We start from the raw sequence: 21,455 nt of genomic DNA on the forward strand, positions 1-21,455 counted from the left end.
CCCGAAAACAGGATTTACAGGCCGATAAAAATAAATAACGACCCGAAAACAGGATTTACAGGCCGATAAAAATAAATATCGACCCGAAAACGAGAATTGCAGGCCGATAAATAAAAATATCGACCCGAAAGCGAGATTTACAGGCCGATAAAATAAATTATCGACCCGAAAATGAGATTTGCAGGCCGATAAAAAAATTTATCGACCCGAAAACGGGATTTACAGGCCGATAAAAATAATTATCGACCCGAAAATCCACCGCGCACCACGCCATCATCTATTTTATTTCGGATACAAAAACAATTTTAAATAAATTCTTAAAAAGTGCAGAAAAATATAATTCTATAGTATAATTAAAATTGGTCGAAATTTATTTAGGAGGTCCGTTATGAAAGAATTCTTCCAATATTATAAACCCTATAAAGGATTGTTTTTCTTAGATTTTGGTTCGGCTGTTTTTGTAGGTATTCTCGAATTGGTGTTTCCACTTATAACGAGTATATTTATTGACCAGCTATTGCCAACTAAGAATTGGAGTTGGATTGTGATTTTTGTTTTTCTTTTATTATTCATATACGTTGTTGAATCTGTATTGAAATTCATCGTGACGTATTGGGGGCATAAACTGGGGACTAATATTGAAAGAGATATTCGTAATGAGCTTTATGAGCATATTCAAAAAATGAATTTTGGATTCTTTGATAACCAAAAATCAGGTAAAATCATTGGACGATTAACGAACGATTTAATGGATATTGGAGAAGTTGCTCACCATGGACCTGAAGATGTCTTTGTAGCTGTGATGACGCTTGTCGGTTCATTTGTCATTATGTTGACGATCGATGTGAAACTCGCGCTAATTACGTTCTGTGTTGTACCGATTATTTTTGTATTAACGATTTACTTTAATCAAAAGATGTCAGGTGCTTTTAAGAACTTATTTAGCAATGTTTCGAGATTTAATGAGCTTATTGCTGATAATGTTGGTGGTATGCGTCTTGTACAAGCATTTACAAATGAAGGTCACGAATTAGCAAGATTTAAAAAGGTCAATGATAATTTTAGAGCGACAAAATTAAAAGCATATTCTTATATGTCTTGGAACTTGTCGATTAGTCATATTGCTCAAAAATTAACGTTAATCTTTGTACTGATTTTAGGAAGTTATTTTGTATTAAATGGAGCATTGTCATATGGCGGATTTGTAGCGTTTATTATGATTACAAATCTATTATTTAAACCATTAGAGTCTATTAATATGGTTATTGAACTATTTCCTAAAGGTATTGCTGGATTCAAAAATTTCAAAGAAATCGTAAATATGGATCCAGAAATTAAAGATAATGACGATGCTATCGAATTTATAGATGAACCAGATACAATTGAATATGAAAATGTATCATTCAAATATTCAGAGAAATTAATCTTAAATCAGCTATCTATCAAAATTGAACAAGGTGAAAAAGTAGCACTAGTAGGACCGAGTGGGGGAGGTAAAACGACAATTTGTTCGTTATTACCAAGGTTCTACGACCCGTTACAAGGTAAGATTAAAATCAATAATCGAGACATTAAATCTTATAAGTTGGAATCATTAAGAAAACAAATTGGTGTTGTACAGCAAGATGTATTTCTTTTCGGTGGAACGTTAAGAGATAATATTATTTATGGTAATTTAAATGCAACGGAAGAAGAAATTAATTACGCAGTTGACCAAGCACAATTAAGAACGTTTGTAGATGAATTGCCAGAAGGTTTAGATACTGTCGTTGGGGAACGCGGTACAAAATTATCTGGTGGACAAAAGCAACGTATTTCAATTGCGAGAATGTTCTTGAAGAATCCGCCAATTATTATTCTTGATGAAGCAACAAGTGCTTTAGATGTTGAAACTGAAAATAAAATACAATCAGCATTTAAGAATTTATCACGTGGTCGAACATCACTGATCATTGCGCATAGACTGAGTACAATTAGACATGTCGATAGAATTGTATATATCGAACAAGGTCAAATACAAGAAATGGGCAGTCATGATGAACTCATGGATAAAGGCGGCAAATACAAAGATTTATACATGTCACAATTTGAACAAATTGATGAATTTTAACATAATGCTAGAGATCTTTTTGAAGAAAAAGGTCTCTTCATTTTTATATTTTGAGCTAAATAATAGACTTTCTGTTTAAAGTTGTTATTATAGAGTGGTAATATCTGTGATTAAGAGGTGTAACATGAAGATTTCTAAAGGATCAGACTATGGGTTGCATGCATTGGCATATTTAATTGCTAAAAGAGACCAACAGCCCATCAATGTTAAAAGTTTATCTGAAACGTTAAATGTATCTGTAACATATTTATCTAAAATATTAACGCAATTAGTAAAAGCTAGTGTCATAAAATCTGCATCTGGTGCCAAAGGTGGTTATTACTTAGTTAATAATTGGGAAGACATAACTGTCTATGATATTATTACTGCAATTGATGGTCATCAAAGTACACTTGAAGATAGCTTTGATCACGGTCCAGAATGTAAGATACAAGCGATATTAACTTCAGCTGAAGATGAAATGACGCAAGCTTTGAAAAATAAAACTTTAAAAGATTTAATGTAAGTTAAATCTTTTTTTATCTATCAATTATAGATATTACGACTCTATAATAGTTATGAAAGGTGGAAATACCATGTTTGATTGTATCGTAATAGGTGGAGGGCCAGCAGGATTAGCGAGTGCACTCACATTAGGAAGAGCTTTAAAAAAGACATTAGTGATAGACAACAATAATGCGAGAAATAAAGTGACACAACATTCACATGCATTTTTAACACAAGACGGTGTAAGACCTGAAGAATTGAGAGCTAAAGCAGAACACGATGTAGATCAATATGATGATGTAACACGTATCAATGACACTGTGTTAAACATATTGAAAGAAGAGCATAACTTTATTGTTGAAACAGCCAATCAACAATATAAAGCTAAAAAAATTATGGTATGTACAGGATTGCGAGAAACATTACCAGAAATTGAAGGTTTAAAAGAAAGTTACGGCAAATCTGTCTTTTATTGTCCATGGTGTGATGGATATGAATTGAGACATCAACCATTACTCGTAGCTGTTCAACCTGAACATGTGAAACATATGGCGATGCTGATTAACAATTGGACAGACGATATTGTTATAAGTAGTCGTGATTTTTCATTATTAACTGAAGAAGATAAAGCGTTTATTGAAAGTAAACAGATCACATTAGTGGAAAGCGAAGTAGCTGAATTTAAACATCATGAAGGACAAATTAATGAAGTTATCTTTAAAAATGGTGAACGAATTAATAGAAGCGGTGCAATCATTGGTGTGAAGTGGGATACTGATTTTGAATTTTTAAAAGCGCTCGATATTGAAAGAGAAGACAATGGAAAAATAAAAATTAATGAGTTAGGTGAATCATCTATACCAGGTTTATTTGTAGCAGGAGAAAGTAAAGATTTCATGGCATCTCAAATTATAGACGCAGCAGCAAATGGTAATCAAGTCGCAAAATTTGTAGCGATGCAAATCATTATGGAATCATAATAAAAGAAAGGAGAAATAAATGATAATTTCGCAAAATAGCGTTATAGTTACCATTGACTAAAGCTTTGCGTAGTAAAAAGCATTTTATAAATGGATGGAGATGTATCAAATGATTCAAGAAAAAGCACTTGTATTAGGTGGGGGAGGTATAACAGGTATTGCTTGGGAATCTGGTGTTCTAGCAGGACTAATGGATTCAGGGATACTTGTAAACCACGCCGATAAAATATTAGGGAGTTCGGCCGGATCATATGTGGGTTCTATTTTAGCTAACGGGCAAAATATGAAGCGTTATTATGAGGATCTTGCTATAAATCACGATAATGCAGATAACGCCCAATTGGATCCATCTTTATTTGAATTATGGCGTGATGCATTTGTACAAGGAAAAACAGACGAACGTGTTATCGGACAAAAGCTTGGAGATATTATTCATACAAATCCTTCAAAAGTTTCACGCGATGAACGAGCACATTCTGTTCGTCAAAGAATAGGTGATGTAGATTGGACAGAACAACTTGAAATTACAGCAATTAATGCAGAAACCGGAGAACTTACAGTATTTAATAATAAGACTGGTATAAGTTTAACAGAAGCGGTTATGGCAAGTGGAGCAGTACCTGGTATTTGGCCACATGTTGATTTTCAAGGTGTTTCTTGGATTGATGGCGGTATGATTTCTTCAACAAATGCGAAACTAATGACTGATTATCAAGATATTATTGTTTTAGCGCCACTTGATCAAAAGCAAGGTTTAGTACCTTCAGTGTATGAAGAAGTTGAAAGCCTCAAAGAACACAGCAACGTTATATTAATAACGCCTGATCAGAAAAGCAAAGATATTATAGGAACCAATATTTATTCAGCAGAAAATATTAAAGAAATCGGTGACGCTGGATATGAACAAGGCATAACAATTGGACGCGAATTTTTAAAAGATGCGAAGAATTGGAAATAAAATTGAAAAAACATGAGACAAACTGAACTTAAATTTAAAAGTTCAGTTTTTTTTATTTAAATGATTAACTTCTAAAACTTGCAAATTAACACTATTGAAAATAATAGAATTTATCTTATAATTGATAATAGTTATCAATTAGAGAAAGGGGTATTAATTCTGAAGGCGTTTTTGTATTTTATATATTTTATGGTTGTATTTTTTATTTTGAATTATCTGATTGATTTACTAATTTTCAAAGATAATGAGGTATTAAAAAATATAATTTCTGCTTTTATTTATGCAATACTTATGACACTACTTTTTAATGTGTCAGACAAAGGGAAGAAAAAAATAAACTAGGTATGAACAAATAAGAGGATAGGAGATTAGAAAGTGAATAAAGTGAGTAAACTGATCGCAATATTATTAGCGATATTATTTATAGCAACGGCATGTTCGAACGGAAATGCAGAGAAGAAAGAAAAGGATAAAGATAACAAAGATACAGTGATTTATAATGACAAAGTAAATAAAGATGTAGAAATACCTAAACATCCAAAAAGAGTTATTGATATGAATTTTAAAAATGTTGGTAATTTACTTTTATTAGGTCAAGAGCCAGTTGGTGTACAAGAATGGATTAAATGGAATCCAGAACTTGAAAAAGAAATGAAAGATATACCTAAAGTTGATTTGGATAATATAGAGAGTGTGGCTAAGCAAAAACCAGATTTAATATTAGCTAATGCTTCAGATAAGAATATAAAAAAATATCAAAAATTGGCACCAACTATTGTTTATGATAGTAAAGCAGACTATAAAGACATCTTAAAAGTACAAGCTAAAGTATTAAATAAAGAAGAGAAGGGTAAAGAAATACTGAAAAATTGGGATGAAAAAATAGAGAAAGATAAGAAAGATTTAGGCTCTAAAATTAATCATAAAACAATTACTGTAGTTCAAGATTACCAAAAAGAACAAATGGTTTTAGGTTCAGGATTAGGGAGAAGTACAGAAATAGTTTATGGTGCATACGGTATGAAACCTTCGAAAAAAGTTGAAAAAACATTTAATGAAAAGAACGCTAATTACTATACATTGAGCAAAGAAAAAATAGATGATATCGATGGTGATTATATAGCTATGATATTATTCGATGGTAATAAAAGTGAGATATTTAATTTAACAGAATGGGAAAATTTAAATGCTGTAAAGAATAATCATGTTCTAAAATTATCTATTAATGATGCTTCATTAGGTGATTTTAAAACACTAGATAAGACTAGAGAAAAAATTAAAAAACAATTCGAAAATATGCAATAGATTAAAAGGTATATTGAATTTAAATAATTAAAAAGCTATAATGTGCAATATCATTTTCTGGAATCAATACTTCAATATTTAATGGTAGAGTTATTTGAGACATGTTATACACTTTATACATAAGGCACCTCGTTGATTTGGTTTTTGTCATGATTAATTAAATTTTACGAGAGTGCTTTATTTTTTGTATAAAATTGGAAATCTGTAACGATTTTGTGCTGTGCTGACGCCTGAGGGAATAGTATGTGTGAGAGACTACAGGCTCGAACCATACCCTAGGCAAGCATGCACGAACAAAATCGTAGATTATAAAAAATAACACCTCATTTATACTGAATAAATCAGTAGAATGAGGTGTTATTTAATTTGAGTTAGGAATTAAGTCCTAGACTCGTTTTGCTTATTTTTTAGTTATTTTAATATTAATTTCAAAGTCACCAAATTGGACATTGTGGTGTTCAGAATCTGAAGTTGGTTGAAGTATTGTATTCTCGACTCTGCATAATTCTTGGATTAAAGCGTTCTTCTTCTGGGTCTTAGCTATTGAACCTGAAAAGCTTTTTGGTGGATTTGCCTTTAATTCTAATAGTTCTGATAAAATATCGTCTCTTGTTCTCATATTTATTGCCTCCTAATTTGATAGTTACAATAAAACAGCTCATCTTAAGATTAAGAAGAGCTGTTTAGAGAATCTTCTTATCTTTCAAGTTAAACTTGTTGGATTTAGCACAGTACATACGCCTGTTGCTGAGGTTTCATCGGGCCAATTCCCTCCGCCTACTCTTAATAAGACTACGAGCTATTTTATTGTTTCTTTATCATAACGAATTAATTGCATTTTGTCTAATTTTTTAAAAACTAAATGTTTAAAAAGTTTGAGATGGTCTATATATTAACTGAATATGAAGCATAGGAGGAATAGATTATGAAGTATAAAATGCTTTCTTTATTATTGTCAGCAGGTATCGTGTTAGCAGCATGTGGTAATGGTGACGATGATAACAATGATAAAAAAGATAATCAAAATGATGAAAAAACAGAACAAACAACTAAAGAAAATAGTAACGACGATCAAAATACAGATGATGATCAAGATTCAGACGATAATCAAAACACAGATGACGATCAAAGTTCTGACAAAGCAACTGAAAATACAGTAAAATGGGATGACGTTAAAGTCTCTCCAGAAGATGCTGTAAAAGCTGCACAAAAAGAATCAAAAGGTGAACTTAAGGATCTATCTTTTGAAAAAGAAACAGGCGAGTGGAGTTATAAAGTTGAATTAGTTGATGGAACAAATGAAAATAAAGTACTCATAAATGCAGATGATAAGTCTGTTACGAATGTTGAAAAAGAACAAGAAGATAGTGATGATAATGATCAAACATTCAAATTATCAGATGTTGCTAAATTTGAAGATGCACTTAAAGTAGCACAAGACAAAGCTAAAGGTGATATTAAAGAATGGTCACTAAGTGAAGATAATGGCAAACTTGTTTATTCTATTGAGTTAAAAGAAGGTAATAAAGAATCAACAGAATTTACAATTGATGCTAAGTCTAAAGAAATTCTAGAACAAGAAACAGATTAATTTATTAAGAGGCATAGGATAATTCATTTTATCCTATGTTTTTTTTGTTCATTAATCGATTATCATTCTCAATTAATAATTCAGAAGAAGTCTGAAAAAAATTTCATTACATAAACACTATAGGTACAGTCTTGTATTTGTATTTTTGATGAATTCTATAAAATTTTTATTGACTATTACACATTATAGGCATAAATTAAAGATGATAATGATAATCAATTAGATGGGGAGTGTTTTGATGAAAAAGTTAGCAACAACTTTATTAGCAAGTACTTTAATTTTAACAGCGTGTGGGAATAGCGCTGATAAGAAAGAAAATGAAGATAAAAAAGAAACAAAGGAAACGAAAAAGTCTGAAAAAGCGGATTTCTCAAAAGAAACAAAAGCTTATAAAGATTTTACAACTGAACAATTAGATAAATTCTTAGCGGATACTGAAAAATTCGTTGAAGCGGTTAAAGCAGACGATATCGAAAAAGCGAAAGAAATATATCCTACAGCTCGTATGTACTACGAAAGATCTGAGCCAGTTGCTGAAAGTTTCGGTGATTTAGATCCGAAAATTGATGCACGTTTAGCAGATATGAAAGAAGAAAATAAAGAAGACGAATGGTCAGGTTACCACAAAATTGAAAAAGCATTATGGGAAGATAATACAACTAAAGATATGGCACCAGTTGCTGATCAATTATTAAAAGATACGAAAGAATTACGTGCAAAAGTAGATACAGTAGATGTTACACCTAAATTAATGTTACAAGGTTCAATCGACTTATTAAATGAAGTATCTAGCTCAAAAATTACAGGTGAAGAAGAAATTTATTCACACACAGATTTATATGACTTTAAAGCAAACATCGAAGGTGCAGAAAAAATCTTTGAAATATTTAAAGATAAAGTAGCAGATAAAGATAAAAAACTTGCTGACACAACACAAGAAAGATTTGATAATGTTAATAAATTATTAGATCAATATAAGACTAAAGATGGTGGATATGAAGATTATACGAAACTATCTAAAGATGAAACGAAAAAACTTTCTGAAGCTGTCGATAAATTAGGGGAATCTTTAAGTCAAATGGCTGTTATTACGGAGTGATGATTGATGTCTAATAATGAAAATCATATAGCTAGAAGGGATTTTCTAAAACTTGCTGGTGTTGGTGGTGCGGGATTACTGATAGGCTCTACTGGTGTAGGCGGTACTTTTCTAGCATCTCAATACTTTGCTAAAGATAAAACAGGCGTAAAAAATAAAATCAATTTCTATGGTAAATATCAGTCTGGCATCACGACAGAACAACAAAAACATATTTACTTTGTCGTTCTGAGCATTAATAAAATGTCAATTTCAGATGTTAAAGAAATGTTTAAAGTATGGACAAATTATAGTGTTCATTTAATGAATGGTGAATATGTAAAAGAGCTTGGTAAAAACAAAATGTTACCAAGTCCAGATACAGGGGAGACGATTGGTTTAGACGCCAGTCGTCTGTCTCTTACTTTTGGTATAAGTCCTTCATTCTTTGAGAAAGTTGGATTGAAAAAGCATAAACCAGATTTATTAAAAGATTTACCTCATTTTCCTAAAGATCAAATTGATGAAGACTATTCAGGTGGAGACATTTGTATTCAAGCATGCTCAGATGATCCACAAGTTAATTTTCATGCCATTAGAAATTTAATTAGAGTGGCTAAAGGTGAAGTTTCAATGAAGTGGAGCCAAGCTGGATTTAACTCATTTGAAGAAAAAGATGGTAAGAAAGAAACGCCTAGAAATTTATTCTCTTTTAAAGATGGAACAGGTAATCCTAATGTCCAAAATAAAAGTGATTTGAATGAATACGTCTTTATACAAGATGGTTGGGCTAAAAATGGTTCATATTTAGTCGCAAGAAGAATTCAAATGTTGTTAGAAACATGGGATAGAACGGCTTTAGGTGAACAAGAAGCCACATTTGGTAGATACCGTCATTCTGGTGCGCCAATTGGTAAAGAAAAAGAATTTGATACATTTGACCCTGATATTAAAGATAAAAATGGCGAGAACTTGATAGAAAAAGAATCACATGTCAGTTTAGCAAAAGCATCTAAAACAAATTTATTAAGAAGATCTTTTTCATATTCAGATGGTATAAACGCAAATACAGGTGCTTTTGATGCAGGATTACTCTTCCTAGCATTTCAAAAATCACCTGAACAATTTATTAAAATCCAAAGTAAAATGGGTGCTATTGATAAATTAAATGAATATATTACACATCGAGGTTCAGGTATTTTTCTATGTTTACCAGGTGTCCAAGAAGGAGGATATTTAGGTGAAACGTTATTCAATCGTATTTAGTTTAGTCGCAATACTATTTATGCTGTTATCTTTGACCGCTAAAGCAGAAACGAGCTTAAGCGATATTTATATTAGTGTGACGGATGCCAAATCGGCGATACAAGATAAAGACGAAAAGGCATTCGACAAACATTTCAAAGAGATTAAAGATAATTGGCAAAGTACGAATAAAAAAGACCATAAACTTGTGAAAAAAATAGATCAAGATATCGAAAAAGTTGAAAAAACAACGTCTCAAAAAGATAGAGAAAGTGCGCTAAATACACTGACTTCTGATTTAATTGATTATGAAAAAGTATTAAATCCTGTTGATAAACAGAAGAAACGAAATCAGTTACAAAATGAAATGCAGCCATTGATTAAAAATATAACAAAGGCGATTTCAGATAAAGATTTTGAAAAAGCAAAAACGATCAACAATCAATTAAATGCGACTTGGACAAAAAATGAAAAAATTGTTCGAGAAGAAGATATTGGCAGATATGGCCAAGTTGAAACTGCATTAATGTTTACAAGAATTGAATTAACGAAAGATAAAGTAGATGCTAGTAGTGCACAAATGCAAGTTGATCAATTGAAAAAAGAACTTGATGATTATCATGCAGGAAAAAAATCAGATGCTAAAACAAGCGATCAAGATGTTAACATTTTAAATGAACATTTAGATACTGCGATTAAAAATATAAAAAATGATGATTTAGCGAAATCAAAGCAAGCGTTACAACAATTTATTATTGCATGGCCAAATGTTGAGAGTGAAATTAGCACGAGAAATGGTGCGTTGTACACTAAAATAGAACAGAAAATTCCTCAATATGCAGGTCAACTTGATGAAGATAATAAAGATGACATTGGTAGCCAGTTAGAAACGCTCAATCAAGAAATTAAATCAACCATTTCTAAGACGAGCTATACATTTTGGGATGCAGCTTTAATCTTATTACGTGAAGGTGTAGAAGCACTGCTCATTATTATGGCGTTGCTTACTGTAACACGTAAATCTGAACAAACAAAAGCATCAAAATGGATTGTTACAGGCAGTGTCATTGGTATTGTATTAAGTATTGCGTTAGCTTTCATATTTAAAGCAATATTTGAAAACTTAGGTTCAACAAGAGAATTAACAGAAGGTTTAGTAGGTATTGGATCTGTAATATTAATGATTATCGTAGGTATCTGGTTGCACTCTAAATCAAGTTTAGATTCGTGGCAGAAATTCATCAATAAAAATATGGATAAAGCTATGTCTACTGGAAGTATCGTTACTTTTGGGTTAGTCGCTTTCCTATCTGTATTTAGAGAAGGTGCTGAGACGATTATCTTCTATTTAGGTATCGTTGGGAAAATCTCAACATGGTCATTAATATTAGGTATTATCGTCGCATCCGTCATACTGGCGTTAATTGCAATCTTCTTTAACCAAATTACAAAATGGATACCAATACATCGTTTATTCTTTATCATGTCATTATTTATATTTATATTGGCATTTAAAATATTAGGCGTAAGTATTCATACATTACAAATATTAAACATAGTACCACAACATACAATTAATCACTTACCATTCATAGACTTAATAGGATTTTATCCAACATACGAAACATTGATACCACAATTAGCATTAGTCATTTTAGTTGTGATTTACTATGCAATGAGTAAGAAGAAATAGAGTAATTTAAAACGCTAAGACAAAGGCATTTGTCTTAGCGTTTTTTAGTGTGTCGCCAAAGTCTTAGACTTTAGTGGCATTTTTTATGCGCATGCTTTCCGCGGGCATGTTCTCAGCCTGTAGTCTTCGAATCATGCTTTTCCCGCAGGAGTCAGCGCTAAAAAATACCAATTGAAATGATTTATGTTTCAGATGTAGTACTTAAAAATCAATTTAGTTTTCGTGGTAATTGACATAATATACTTGATCAATAAATTCTTGTATGAGTTCATCTTCATATTTGTCTGCTAACTTCTCACTCAACTTTTCATCTAAAATTATATTGTCACTTATATAATCTTGATAATGTCCAATTTCATGTGCTAATATTCTTAAAATATTTAAATCACTATCAAAAAGTGACATTTCTTTTTTTAATTGTTCATAGCTATGTGTGGAAACGACTATTCTTGGATACTTAAATAAAGATTTGGGATATTGGAAGTAACCATAAGAATCTTCGAGTTCTTTATGCGTAATATGAATATTAACTTTTATAGGGAAGTCCAATTCTTTTTTAATGAAATTTCTAAATTGTACAAAAGCCTTCTTTAAATGAGCACTTATTTCAGAATCAAACTTCAACGTAAGTCCATCTTTATAGAGTGTAGAACTATTATTATGACAAAATAAATATTTGTAAGTTAAATAATAACTGTATTTTCTAATGTTATATTCAAATCGGTCAAAATGATCAATGAGTTCTTTATGTGTAACTTGTTCGTACTCTAAAGTATAGAATTGTGCGATATGATAATTTAAATCATATAAAATTTCAGAAAGTGCATATTCAAATTCGTTTACAATAATGTTATTGCTCTTCTTAGCCACAAGATATTCTTCAATATTATATAAAGAATAATATATATGACGATTATCAAAGTCTACTTGGCAATCTGAAAGATAACCATAAGAACTTATTGGAGCATCATGGGAAATAATTTTAATGTTTTGATTTAATATGTTATTTCTATTAATCCATTTAATATAATTTCTGATGCTTTGAACTACACTTGTGTGATTACTTTTATTTATTACGGTTATTTTAGTCATCTTCATCATCCTCAAACACTTCTTACAATAAATTATCTATACATTCCAAATATTGTCAATTCAATTTCGCAACCTTTCATGACATTTGTCATATGATATTCGTGACAGTTTGTACTTATAACGGGTGGTGTGATTTTTTATAATATAGGTAACTTATAAAGGACGGTGATGATTGTGATTGATGTTCAAAATGTAACGAAAATCTATAATCAGAAAAAAGTTGTGAGTGATGTTTCTTTTCAAATTAATGAGGGTGAATGTACGGCTTTAATTGGTCCAAATGGTGCTGGTAAGTCTACGTTGATTGATATGATTATTGGGGACAGACATCCTAATGACGGGCAAATTATTAGTGACAATCAACAATTAGATAAGAAGCGGATGGGTATTTTGTTTCAAACGACGGCTTTCCCAGATGTGATGAAAGTTAAGGAGTTGTTTTATCTTTTTAAGTCTTTTTATAAAGATACGATTTCGATAGAAACTTTTAAAGAAATTACTCGATTTGATAATGATAAACTTGAACAATTTGCTGCTAAATTATCTGGTGGTGAACGTAGAATATTGGATTTTACATTATCAATTATTGGGAAACCGGACTTTGTCATTTTGGATGAGCCTACAAGTGCGATGGATACTGAAATGAGGAAGCATTTCTGGAAAGTGATTGAGGAAATGAAACAAGAAGGTAAAACGATATTTTATACTTCTCATTATATTGAAGAAGTTGAAAGAATGGCTGACCGTGTTGTTGTACTTAATAAAGGTGAGCTTGTTATGGATAGTACACCTAGAGCGATACGTCATAGTGAAAACAAAACGATGATTCAAATTCCTTTATCGAAAAAAGAAGTGGTGAATATCCTTAAAAATGTTTCGGTTGAAGCATCTAAAGATATGCTCATCATTACGACTGAAGATGTCAATCCTGTTATTAAAGCTTTTATAGACTATGGCATTGATTTTAATGAGGTAGAAATTATTAAAGAGTCATTAATGGATACGATATTTTCAAAAAATGAAGAAAGGGTTTGATGAGATATGTTATGGGCATATTTTAAATCTGAATTGTTATTGTTAACGAGAAAAAAATCATATTTAATACTTTCGATTATGTTGCCGTTAGTATTTTATTTAATATTCACAGCACTATTGGATTTACCTAAAGAATACGAAGCTAAATTTTATAAAGAATATATGTTTAGTATGGCGACGTTCAGTTTAAGTAGTTTCTGTATTATGACATTTCCATTAGAGATGATAGAAGATAAGAAAATAGGATGGTCAAAAAATTTATTCAAAACACCTTTATCACCAAGTTATTACTATGCAGGGAAAGTAATGAAACTCATGTGCATGTTTTGTTTAGCTATTATCGCATTATTTTTAACAGGAGCTTTTTATAAAGGTGTTGAAATGTCAGCAGGCGAGTGGATTGGATCAGGATTGATGTTATGGGTTGGTTCTAGCATGTTTTTATCAATGGGCGTTCTCATATCTCAAATAAAAGATATTCAAAAAGCTAGTGCTATCGCGAATATCATATATTTAGGACTTGCTGTATTGGGAGGACTTTGGTTCCCAACAGATCAGTTTCCAGATTGGCTAAAGCACGTATCGTATGCAACACCTACTTATAATTTAAGAGAACTCTCTTTATCTGTGACAACTCAAGGTGGCATACACTTTGTTTCACTTCTTATATTGGCAATTTATTGTATACTGTTTATAAGTATTGCGTTGATTATACGTAAAAAGACGGAAGTGGTTTAATGACATTATTAGAAAGAATTAAAGAGAATCCTATAGGTTCATCAAACTTAATTTATCTCATCTTTCCAATATTGAGTTTAACAGTACTTGGTCATAGAGGACCTTTATGGAGCGGTATATTAGTTACCGCTCTATTTACGATAAGTTATTTAATGATGATTTATGTAGATTTATCTAAAAGGCGCATGCTTAGAAGAATACTTTTAATGGTTCATTTTTTAGGTATATTTTATTTTGTAGATTTTTTTAATGCTTCTCATTTATTATTCTTTTTCTATGCAGCTTATATTATTCCATATGTTTTTCAAACTAAAATGAAATCTATCGAAGTATTAATGTATATTGTGTCGTTTATAATCGCTATTTATATTATTGCAGTTGATCATAGAGACTATTTAATTATTATGATACCTATGAGTATTGTCATGATATTTATTATGTTTGGAAATTTTAAAGCGTTAGAATCTGAACAGTTAAAAGAAGAAATTAGAAGTAAAAATGAACATATCAATACGTTAATTGCTGAACAAGAACGAAATCGAATCGGACAAGATTTACATGATACGTTAGGTCATGTGTTTGCGAGTTTAAGTATTAAATCTGAACTTGCGATGAAATTAGTGGATAAAGATATTGATAAAGCGAAAGAAGAAATGGCGTCTGTGAATGAATTGTCTAAAGAAGCGCTTGTTAAAGTAAGAGCAATTGTAGATGATTTGAAGTTGCAATCTTTTGAAGAAGAAGTGAAGACGATGGAAACATTGTTAGAAAATGCAAACTTATCGTTTGAATTTAACAATGCTGATAGAGCTCAATCGCTCAGTCCAACTCGACAATCAGCACTGTCCATGATTTTGAGAGAAGCGGTTAACAATGTCATTAAGCATGCACAGGCTACAAAAGTAACAGGTGAAATCGTTGAAGAAAATGAACATTTAACATTGGTAATCATAGATGACGGCATAGGTATGAAACACATTGATGAAGATGATTTTAAGAGTATCAAAAATCGTGTTCATGCATTAAATGGCCAACTAAAAGTAAGTAATTTAAATAAAGGATTAAAAATGACGATCACATTGCCTAGAGGGGATGACACATTATGATATCAATTGTTATAGCAGAAGACCAAGAAATGTTACGTAAAGCCATGGTTCAATTGATGGAAATGAATGATGAATTAAATATTTTAGGGGACTTTTCAAATGGAGAAGATGCATTAGAAAGTATTCAAAGTCACGAACCAGATGTCGCGATACTAGATGTCGAAATGCCTAAAATGACAGGATTAGAAGTATTGAAAAAAGTAAAAGATTCAAATTTAAATACGAAAGTCATCATCGTTACAACTTTTAAAAGACCTGGATACTTTGAGAGTGCAGTAGCAAACGATGTTGATGCATACGTATTGAAAGAACGATCAATCGATGAACTCGTCGAAACAATTAAAAATGTGATGGATGGTAAAAAAGAATATAGCGAATCTTTAATGACATCAATGTTTAAAGATAGAAATCCATTAAGCCCGAAAGAACAACTCGTATTGAAAGAAATAGGCAAAGGCTTATCCAGTAAAGAAATATCAAAAGAATTATATTTATCAGACGGCACAATTAGAAATTATACATCGATAATTATAGATAAATTAGAAGCAGATAATCGGTTTGACGCATGGCAGAAAGCAATCGAAAAAGGATGGATATAGTGAGGTGCAGAGGTAGTAGCGGTAAGTAGAGGTTATTGGGGAATTTCTGGACCGATAAAATAAATTACCGGTCCAGAAATGAGAAATATGGACCGATAAAAATAATTACCGGTCTAGAAATGTGGAATATGGACCGATAAAAAAATTTACCGGTCCAGAAATGAGGAATATGGACCGATAAAAATAATTAGCGGTCCAGAAATGGGAAATATGGACCGATAAAAAAATTTATCGACCCGAAAACAGGATTTTCAGGCCGATAAAATAAATTACCGACCCGAAAACAGGATTTTCAGGCCGATAAAATAAATTACCGACCCGAAAACAGGATTTTCAGTCCGATAAAATAAAATATCGACCCGAAAACGGGATTTTCAGGCCGATAAAATAAAATATCGACCCGAAAACAGGATTACCAGGCCGATAAAAATAATTATCGACCCGAAAACAGGATTATCAGGCCGATAAATGAAAAGCTGAGCCATCATTTGATGATGTGCTCAGCTTTCTTATTGATTATTTTGTTTTTACTGTGTGTATAAACTCATATAATCCGTTTAGTTGATCGAGTTGTTGATTACAATGTTCACTGTCATGGCAAATATAATTACCATTTTTAGTATATGTTCCATCACCTTTTGACTTCGTAGTTGATAGAAACATGGAAACATTGGATTCTTTCTTACATATACTACAGATTCCGGGCTTAATGGTAGGTGATAAGTCTCCTGATACACCTATCAATTTATCATCTTCATAAAGCACGATAAATTTCTTTTGTTTACCAGAATCATTCCAACCTATATATGAAGACTCTTTTAAGTCTATGTTATCCCATTCTGGATGTTTTAATTTTTTAGTCTTTTTAAAGATTTTTTCAAGTTGCTTACTTGAAGGCTGTTCAAATGGAACGACGTAGCTTTTAAGTCCAAATAATAATTTCTCAATTTGTACTCGAGAAATCTTTTTATTCATAATGATTTTTGTGAAATCTTCTATTTCAGAATGCTTTTCTTCAAAAAGCTGTGAAATATGGTCGTATGTTATAGCTTGAAACGTATCGATTGTTTTTATATCATTTACAGATTTATAAACGTTAAATAACTGTTCTGATTTTTCTTTAATACTAACGAATTGATATGGTTTAATGTAATTATTCATATTGAATCCCTTCTTTTAAATTATTTCCTTTGATCGTTGGGTATGAATAATTGTAGAGAACATGACACATTTAGTAGCATCTTAAGATCCCTCCTTATCAGACACTAGTATAGTCCTTTAACCATGTAATTTCAAATGTATATTATTATAAAAATTATTCGAAATAGTGTAAAATTAAAAGACAACCGAATATGGTTGGAATTTTTTATTATATGGAGGAATTAATTAATAATTGGGGACCACAATTAGTTTAATCACGTTTATTGTATTACTCGCTTTAACCGGATTCTTTGTTGCGACGGAATTTGCAATTGTAAAGGTCAGGTCATCTAGAATTAACTACTTAGCAGAACAGAATTATAAGAACGCTCAACCAGCTAAAAAGGTAGTCGAACATCTTGATGAGTATTTAGCAGCATGTCAGCTAGGTATTACCATTACAGCACTTGGAATTGGTATGGTTGGCGAATCAACATTTGAGTTTATTCTGCATCCACTTTATAGTAGCTTTGGATTATCAGAAACGGTTATTCATGTCTTAACATTAGTCAGCGCATTTATTATCGCAACTTATTTACACGTTGTAGTAGGTGAAATGGCGCCAAAGACAATCGCAATTCAAAAAGCAGAACAAGTTACAATATTCTTTGCAAGACCGATCATACTGTTTTACAAATTATTATATCCTTTTATTTTTATTTTAAATGGGTCAGCAAGAATGATATTGAGCTTATTTGGTATGAAGCCTGCGAAAGAGTCTGAATTATATCACTCTGAAGAAGAATTGAAGATGTTGATTAAAGAAAGTCACCAAGGTGGGGAAATTTCATCAACAGAACTAGAACATATTAATAAAGTCTTTATTTATGATGAACTTGTCGTCAAAGATTGTATGATTTCTAAAGACAATATGACAATGATCAATAGTGATGCTAGTCAGCAAGAAGCAATTCAATTTGTGAAAAATGGCTATTATACGAGATATCCAGTTTACCAAGATGATAAAACGAATGTTATTGGATATTTACATGCGAAAGATTTATTGAAAGACAACATACAAGGTATAACTGAATTGATTCATGAAATCATATATGTCAAAGAGGCAGACGCCATTCAAAACGTACTAGATAAAATGAAAAAACAACGCGCACATATCGCAATTGTTCATAATGAACACAGTGAATTAGCAGGTATGATTACGATGGAAGACATACTTGAAAATATTGTCGGTAACATTGAAGATGAACACGATAAATAGACGTAAAAAGAACCTGAGCCACAAAAAATGGCTCAGGTTCTTTTATTCTGTCTGTTTCTTTTTGGGTGGCCAGATGAAATACGAGATGGTGATAGCTAAATCAATAAAGAGCACTATTGACCAAATGTGAATAACGCCATCCATAGCTTCTGTTCTATTTTTATCATGAATTAAATAAATGATTAAATGTAGAATACCTGTCCCTATAATGTAAGAGAGTAAATGTTTAAACCAACTTTTCGCATATAGTTTAGCATACGCGAATCCACTAGGTTTCTCAGGCTTGCTACCTTCTTTCATGACATAATATCTGAAGCGGTCATCTGCCCATTGAATCATACTTTTACCAAAGACAATTGAAACAGATATATAAACAGCAGCAATAGCGTGAGGTGTTTCGGCAGTTGCACCGTTCATTAAATCCACAGCTGTTGTAATTAATAGAATCAAATCAATTACGGGTGTAAGTGCTAGAAAAATGAGCCCAAGCTTTTTCTGTCTGAAGACATACCTTGTGACGAGTCCAAGTAATATAACGACCCAGAAAGCAACTTCACAAAAAATAATGAGCCACACAATAAAATTCATGATTATCCTCCTTTATTTTGTAAGCTTTGAAATTTCTTCAAATACAATTGCTTCAATATCTTCATTAGAGGTCTGTTCTGGATTTAACAATTTATGTAGTGCTAATCCATCAATTAATGCGTGAAGTCTCATTGAATTAAGATGTATATTGATGTTGTTTTTTAATAAGTGATCGCGTTCTAAAATCGTTAATACCGTTACACATAGTTCATCTAATCCATCATCTAAAGTACTCTGTCCGTATTCATGGCTGTCATATCGAAAGGCCATCCATACTTCCATATCAGCTAATCTTTCTTCATCTAACGGTAAAACGGCGAGTAAACATGCTTTTACTTTATCAATTGTGTCTTGGTTATCAGACGTAAGTATTGCTTCGATTCTCCTTCTTACTTTTAGTTCTACTTCAGACATAACGGCACTGAGTAATTCTGAATGACTTGGAAAATAGTATCTAATTTGACCAGGTGTCATTTGTGCGAGTTTAGCAATTTGTCTAACCGTAGATCCCTTTGCACCATTTTCAACAATTGATTGAAAAGCATATTGAATAATTTGTTCTTTTTTTTCTTTATGATTAATAATTTTTGGCATAGTAGAAGTCTAACATATTTTAATACACCTGTGTTAAATAAAAGTTTGAAAAATAAAATATATTAAATAATAAAAATATAAAAATGCATTGACATTAACGTTTGCAATACATATGATGAAATTATAAATTGCATTTTACAAAATCTTTACATTCTTTACAAAAAATTAATAATAGGAGGTAAGAGTATGGCGAATTTCTTGAAACCAGCGAAACATATAGATCCTCTGCCTAGTGAACAGGTAGATGATACATATAAGAAATTGAGACTACAAGTCTTTATAGGAATATTTCTTGGTTATGCTGGTTATTATTTATTAAGGAAAAACTTTTCACTTGCGATGCCAGCATTGATCGATGAAGGCTTTAGTAAGACTGAATTAGGGTTTGCTTTATCAGCTATTTCAATTGCATACGGTTTTAGTAAATTTATTATGGGTACAGTGAGTGACCGGAGTAACGCAAGAATATTTTTAACATTAGGTTTAGTATTAACGGCAATCGTTAATTTATTGATGGGTTTTATACCGGTCTTAACATCTAGTGTATTTATCATGTTTATTATGCTTTTCTTAAATGGTTGGTTCCAAGGTATGGGATGGCCACCATCTGGAAGAGTGCTTGTACATTGGTACAGCGTTAGTGAACGTGGAGGTAAGACAGCTATTTGGAATGTCGCGCATAATGTTGGTGGCGGGTTGATGGCACCGATTGCCTTGCTTGGTATTTCAATTACAGGAACATTGTCATTTGGTTATTTAAAAGGATTTGAAGGTGCATTTATATATCCAGCTATTATCGCGTTAATTATTGCGATTATTTCATACGTTCTAGTTAGGGATACACCTCAATCGATGGGATTACCACCGATTGAAGAATATCGAAATGATTACCCTAATAAAGAGCAGAAAACGTTAGAAGTAGAGCTTACAACAAAAGATATTCTCTTTAAATATGTATTGAATAACAAATGGGTTTGGATGATTGCTATCGCAAATATCTTTGTTTATTTTGTTAGATATGGTGTGTTAGACTGGGCACCAACATATTTAAGTGAAGAAAAAGGTTTCGACTTAAATGCATCAGGTTGGGCATACTTCTTATATGAATGGGCAGGTATCCCAGGAACATTATTATGTGGTTATATTTCGGATAAAGTGTTCAAGGGTAGAAGGGGGCCAGCAGGATTTATATTCATGTTAGGTGTGACAATCGCTGTCATCGTATATTGGTTAAATCCAGCAGGAAACCCATTAGTAGATAATATCGCATTAGTTGCGATCGGTTTCTTAATATACGGACCTGTTATGTTGATAGGTTTACAAGCATTAGATTATGTACCTAAAAAAGCAGCAGGTACTGCAGCAGGATTAACAGGATTGTTTGGTTATTTAGGTGGAGCTGTAATGGCTAATATCATTATGGGATTAACTGTTGATAAATTAGGATGGGATTCAGGATTCTTATTATTAACAATCATTAGTGTATTAGCAATGTTAAGTTTCATCTTAACTTGGAACAAACGTGGACAAGAAGTTGTAAAATCATAATTATATAAAGTGTAAAGAGACTAGGGCATTTTACCTTAGTCTCTTTTCCTATTTAATGATAAACGTTCGCGAAATTCAATGACACTATTCAATAAATTCTCACTTAATAAATTGTATGATTCTTTCAAAATATTAAAACATTTACCTTAATCTGATTTTCTTCAATTTATATATTTACTGATTTAAGTTTTCGAATTATAATAACGTCATTATAATTCAATATTTTTACATTAGTAATTTGATGTTTACTTTTGGAATTTGGATTAAATATATTAAGATATCAAAGAATT

Annotated in this window: 20 protein-coding genes and 1 riboswitch; of the genes, 15 read left to right on the forward strand and 5 right to left on the reverse strand. The window is 31.5% G+C overall.

Going from position 1 to position 21,455, the window contains the following annotated elements:
* Positions 1-388 precede the first annotated feature (388 nt).
* From LQ617_RS06240 to LQ617_RS06265, 5 genes are all read left to right on the forward strand, one after another.
* On the forward strand, positions 389-2,110 hold the full coding sequence (locus tag LQ617_RS06240) for an ABC transporter ATP-binding protein (RefSeq protein WP_037589325.1): 1,722 nt from the start codon (positions 389-391) through the stop codon (positions 2,108-2,110).
* 124 nt (positions 2,111-2,234) lie between these two features.
* Positions 2,235-2,615 (forward strand): RrF2 family transcriptional regulator, encoded by a 381-nt coding sequence (locus LQ617_RS06245; RefSeq protein ID WP_191836270.1) that lies wholly within the window; start codon positions 2,235-2,237, stop codon positions 2,613-2,615.
* A gap of 70 nt (positions 2,616-2,685) precedes the next feature.
* Positions 2,686-3,576 (forward strand): NAD(P)/FAD-dependent oxidoreductase, encoded by an 891-nt coding sequence (locus LQ617_RS06250; RefSeq protein WP_239739991.1) that lies wholly within the window; start codon positions 2,686-2,688, stop codon positions 3,574-3,576.
* Positions 3,577-3,685: 109 nt separating this feature from the next.
* Positions 3,686-4,534: a patatin-like phospholipase family protein gene (locus LQ617_RS06255; protein WP_239739992.1), complete on the forward strand. Its 849-nt coding sequence runs from the start codon at positions 3,686-3,688 to the stop codon at positions 4,532-4,534.
* Between the two features lie 375 nt (positions 4,535-4,909).
* Entirely contained in the window at positions 4,910-5,839 is a 930-nt protein-coding gene (locus LQ617_RS06265; RefSeq protein ID WP_239739993.1) for an ABC transporter substrate-binding protein, read from the forward strand.
* Positions 5,840-6,239: 400 nt separating this feature from the next.
* On the opposite strand, the gene LQ617_RS06270 is transcribed toward LQ617_RS06265, so the two are convergent.
* A complete protein-coding gene (locus LQ617_RS06270; RefSeq protein ID WP_037589321.1) occupies positions 6,240-6,458 on the reverse strand; it encodes a hypothetical protein in 219 nt (72 codons plus the stop codon).
* 74 nt (positions 6,459-6,532) lie between these two features.
* A riboswitch (SAM riboswitch) is annotated at positions 6,533-6,632 on the reverse strand.
* Positions 6,633-6,764: 132 nt separating this feature from the next.
* Between LQ617_RS06270 and LQ617_RS06275 the strand changes: the two genes are divergently transcribed.
* From LQ617_RS06275 to LQ617_RS06290, 4 genes are all read left to right on the forward strand, one after another.
* On the forward strand, positions 6,765-7,430 hold the full coding sequence (locus LQ617_RS06275; protein WP_037589320.1) for a PepSY domain-containing protein: 666 nt from the start codon (positions 6,765-6,767) through the stop codon (positions 7,428-7,430).
* Between the two features lie 238 nt (positions 7,431-7,668).
* Complete coding sequence (efeO, locus tag LQ617_RS06280) at positions 7,669-8,529, forward strand: iron uptake system protein EfeO (RefSeq protein ID WP_037589373.1); 861 nt, start codon at positions 7,669-7,671, stop codon at positions 8,527-8,529.
* A 6-nt stretch (positions 8,530-8,535) separates the two neighbouring features.
* Positions 8,536-9,774 carry an iron uptake transporter deferrochelatase/peroxidase subunit gene (gene efeB, locus LQ617_RS06285; RefSeq protein ID WP_204189413.1) on the forward strand — a complete coding sequence of 413 codons (1,239 nt, stop codon included), beginning with the start codon at positions 8,536-8,538 and terminating at the stop codon, positions 9,772-9,774.
* On the forward strand, positions 9,749-11,446 hold the full coding sequence (locus tag LQ617_RS06290; RefSeq protein ID WP_239739994.1) for an FTR1 family iron permease: 1,698 nt from the start codon (positions 9,749-9,751) through the stop codon (positions 11,444-11,446). Before efeB ends, LQ617_RS06290 begins: the two co-directional genes overlap by 26 nt.
* 213 nt (positions 11,447-11,659) lie before the next feature.
* Here LQ617_RS06290 and LQ617_RS06295 read toward each other — a convergent pair whose 3' ends face one another.
* On the reverse strand, positions 11,660-12,538 hold the full coding sequence (locus LQ617_RS06295; RefSeq protein ID WP_239739995.1) for a hypothetical protein: 879 nt from the start codon (positions 12,536-12,538) through the stop codon (positions 11,660-11,662).
* 168 nt (positions 12,539-12,706) lie between these two features.
* Here LQ617_RS06295 and LQ617_RS06300 point away from each other — a divergent pair, with 168 nt between their 5' ends.
* The 4 genes from LQ617_RS06300 to LQ617_RS06315 are packed head-to-tail and all read left to right on the forward strand — an operon-like array spanning position 12,707 to position 16,016.
* Entirely contained in the window at positions 12,707-13,573 is an 867-nt protein-coding gene (locus LQ617_RS06300; RefSeq protein WP_201277779.1) for an ABC transporter ATP-binding protein, read from the forward strand.
* Positions 13,574-13,579: 6 nt separating this feature from the next.
* Positions 13,580-14,311 (forward strand): ABC transporter permease, encoded by a 732-nt coding sequence (locus LQ617_RS06305; protein WP_106417328.1) that lies wholly within the window; start codon positions 13,580-13,582, stop codon positions 14,309-14,311.
* Positions 14,311-15,417, forward strand: coding sequence for a sensor histidine kinase (locus tag LQ617_RS06310; RefSeq protein WP_159315835.1), 1,107 nt, complete (start codon positions 14,311-14,313; stop codon positions 15,415-15,417). The genes LQ617_RS06305 and LQ617_RS06310 overlap by 1 nt, the downstream gene beginning before the upstream one ends.
* A complete protein-coding gene (locus LQ617_RS06315) occupies positions 15,414-16,016 on the forward strand; it encodes a response regulator transcription factor (RefSeq protein WP_191836276.1) in 603 nt (200 codons plus the stop codon). The genes LQ617_RS06310 and LQ617_RS06315 overlap by 4 nt, the downstream gene beginning before the upstream one ends.
* Before the next feature lie 516 nt (positions 16,017-16,532).
* Here the strand turns inward: LQ617_RS06315 and LQ617_RS06320 are convergent.
* Positions 16,533-17,177: a FusB/FusC family EF-G-binding protein gene (locus LQ617_RS06320; protein ID WP_239739996.1), complete on the reverse strand. Its 645-nt coding sequence runs from the start codon at positions 17,175-17,177 to the stop codon at positions 16,533-16,535.
* A 232-nt stretch (positions 17,178-17,409) separates the two neighbouring features.
* Here LQ617_RS06320 and LQ617_RS06325 point away from each other — a divergent pair, with 232 nt between their 5' ends.
* Positions 17,410-18,435, forward strand: coding sequence for a hemolysin family protein (locus tag LQ617_RS06325; RefSeq protein ID WP_239739998.1), 1,026 nt, complete (start codon positions 17,410-17,412; stop codon positions 18,433-18,435).
* A gap of 42 nt (positions 18,436-18,477) precedes the next feature.
* On the opposite strand, the gene LQ617_RS06330 is transcribed toward LQ617_RS06325, so the two are convergent.
* Together LQ617_RS06330 and LQ617_RS06335 are read right to left on the reverse strand one after the other, a co-directional pair.
* Positions 18,478-19,023: a hypothetical protein gene (locus LQ617_RS06330; protein WP_239740000.1), complete on the reverse strand. Its 546-nt coding sequence runs from the start codon at positions 19,021-19,023 to the stop codon at positions 18,478-18,480.
* Positions 19,024-19,035: 12 nt separating this feature from the next.
* Entirely contained in the window at positions 19,036-19,617 is a 582-nt protein-coding gene (locus LQ617_RS06335; RefSeq protein WP_204254923.1) for a TetR/AcrR family transcriptional regulator, read from the reverse strand.
* A 186-nt stretch (positions 19,618-19,803) separates the two neighbouring features.
* Here LQ617_RS06335 and glpT point away from each other — a divergent pair, with 186 nt between their 5' ends.
* Positions 19,804-21,165, forward strand: a complete 1,362-nt coding sequence (gene glpT, locus LQ617_RS06340; protein WP_037589310.1) for a glycerol-3-phosphate transporter — start codon at positions 19,804-19,806, stop codon at positions 21,163-21,165.
* The last annotated feature ends 290 nt before the right edge of the window (positions 21,166-21,455 follow it).

This window comes from Mammaliicoccus sp. P-M59 (assembly GCF_022386135.1).
Classification (GTDB): Bacteria; Bacillota; Bacilli; order Staphylococcales; family Staphylococcaceae; genus Mammaliicoccus; species Mammaliicoccus sciuri_A.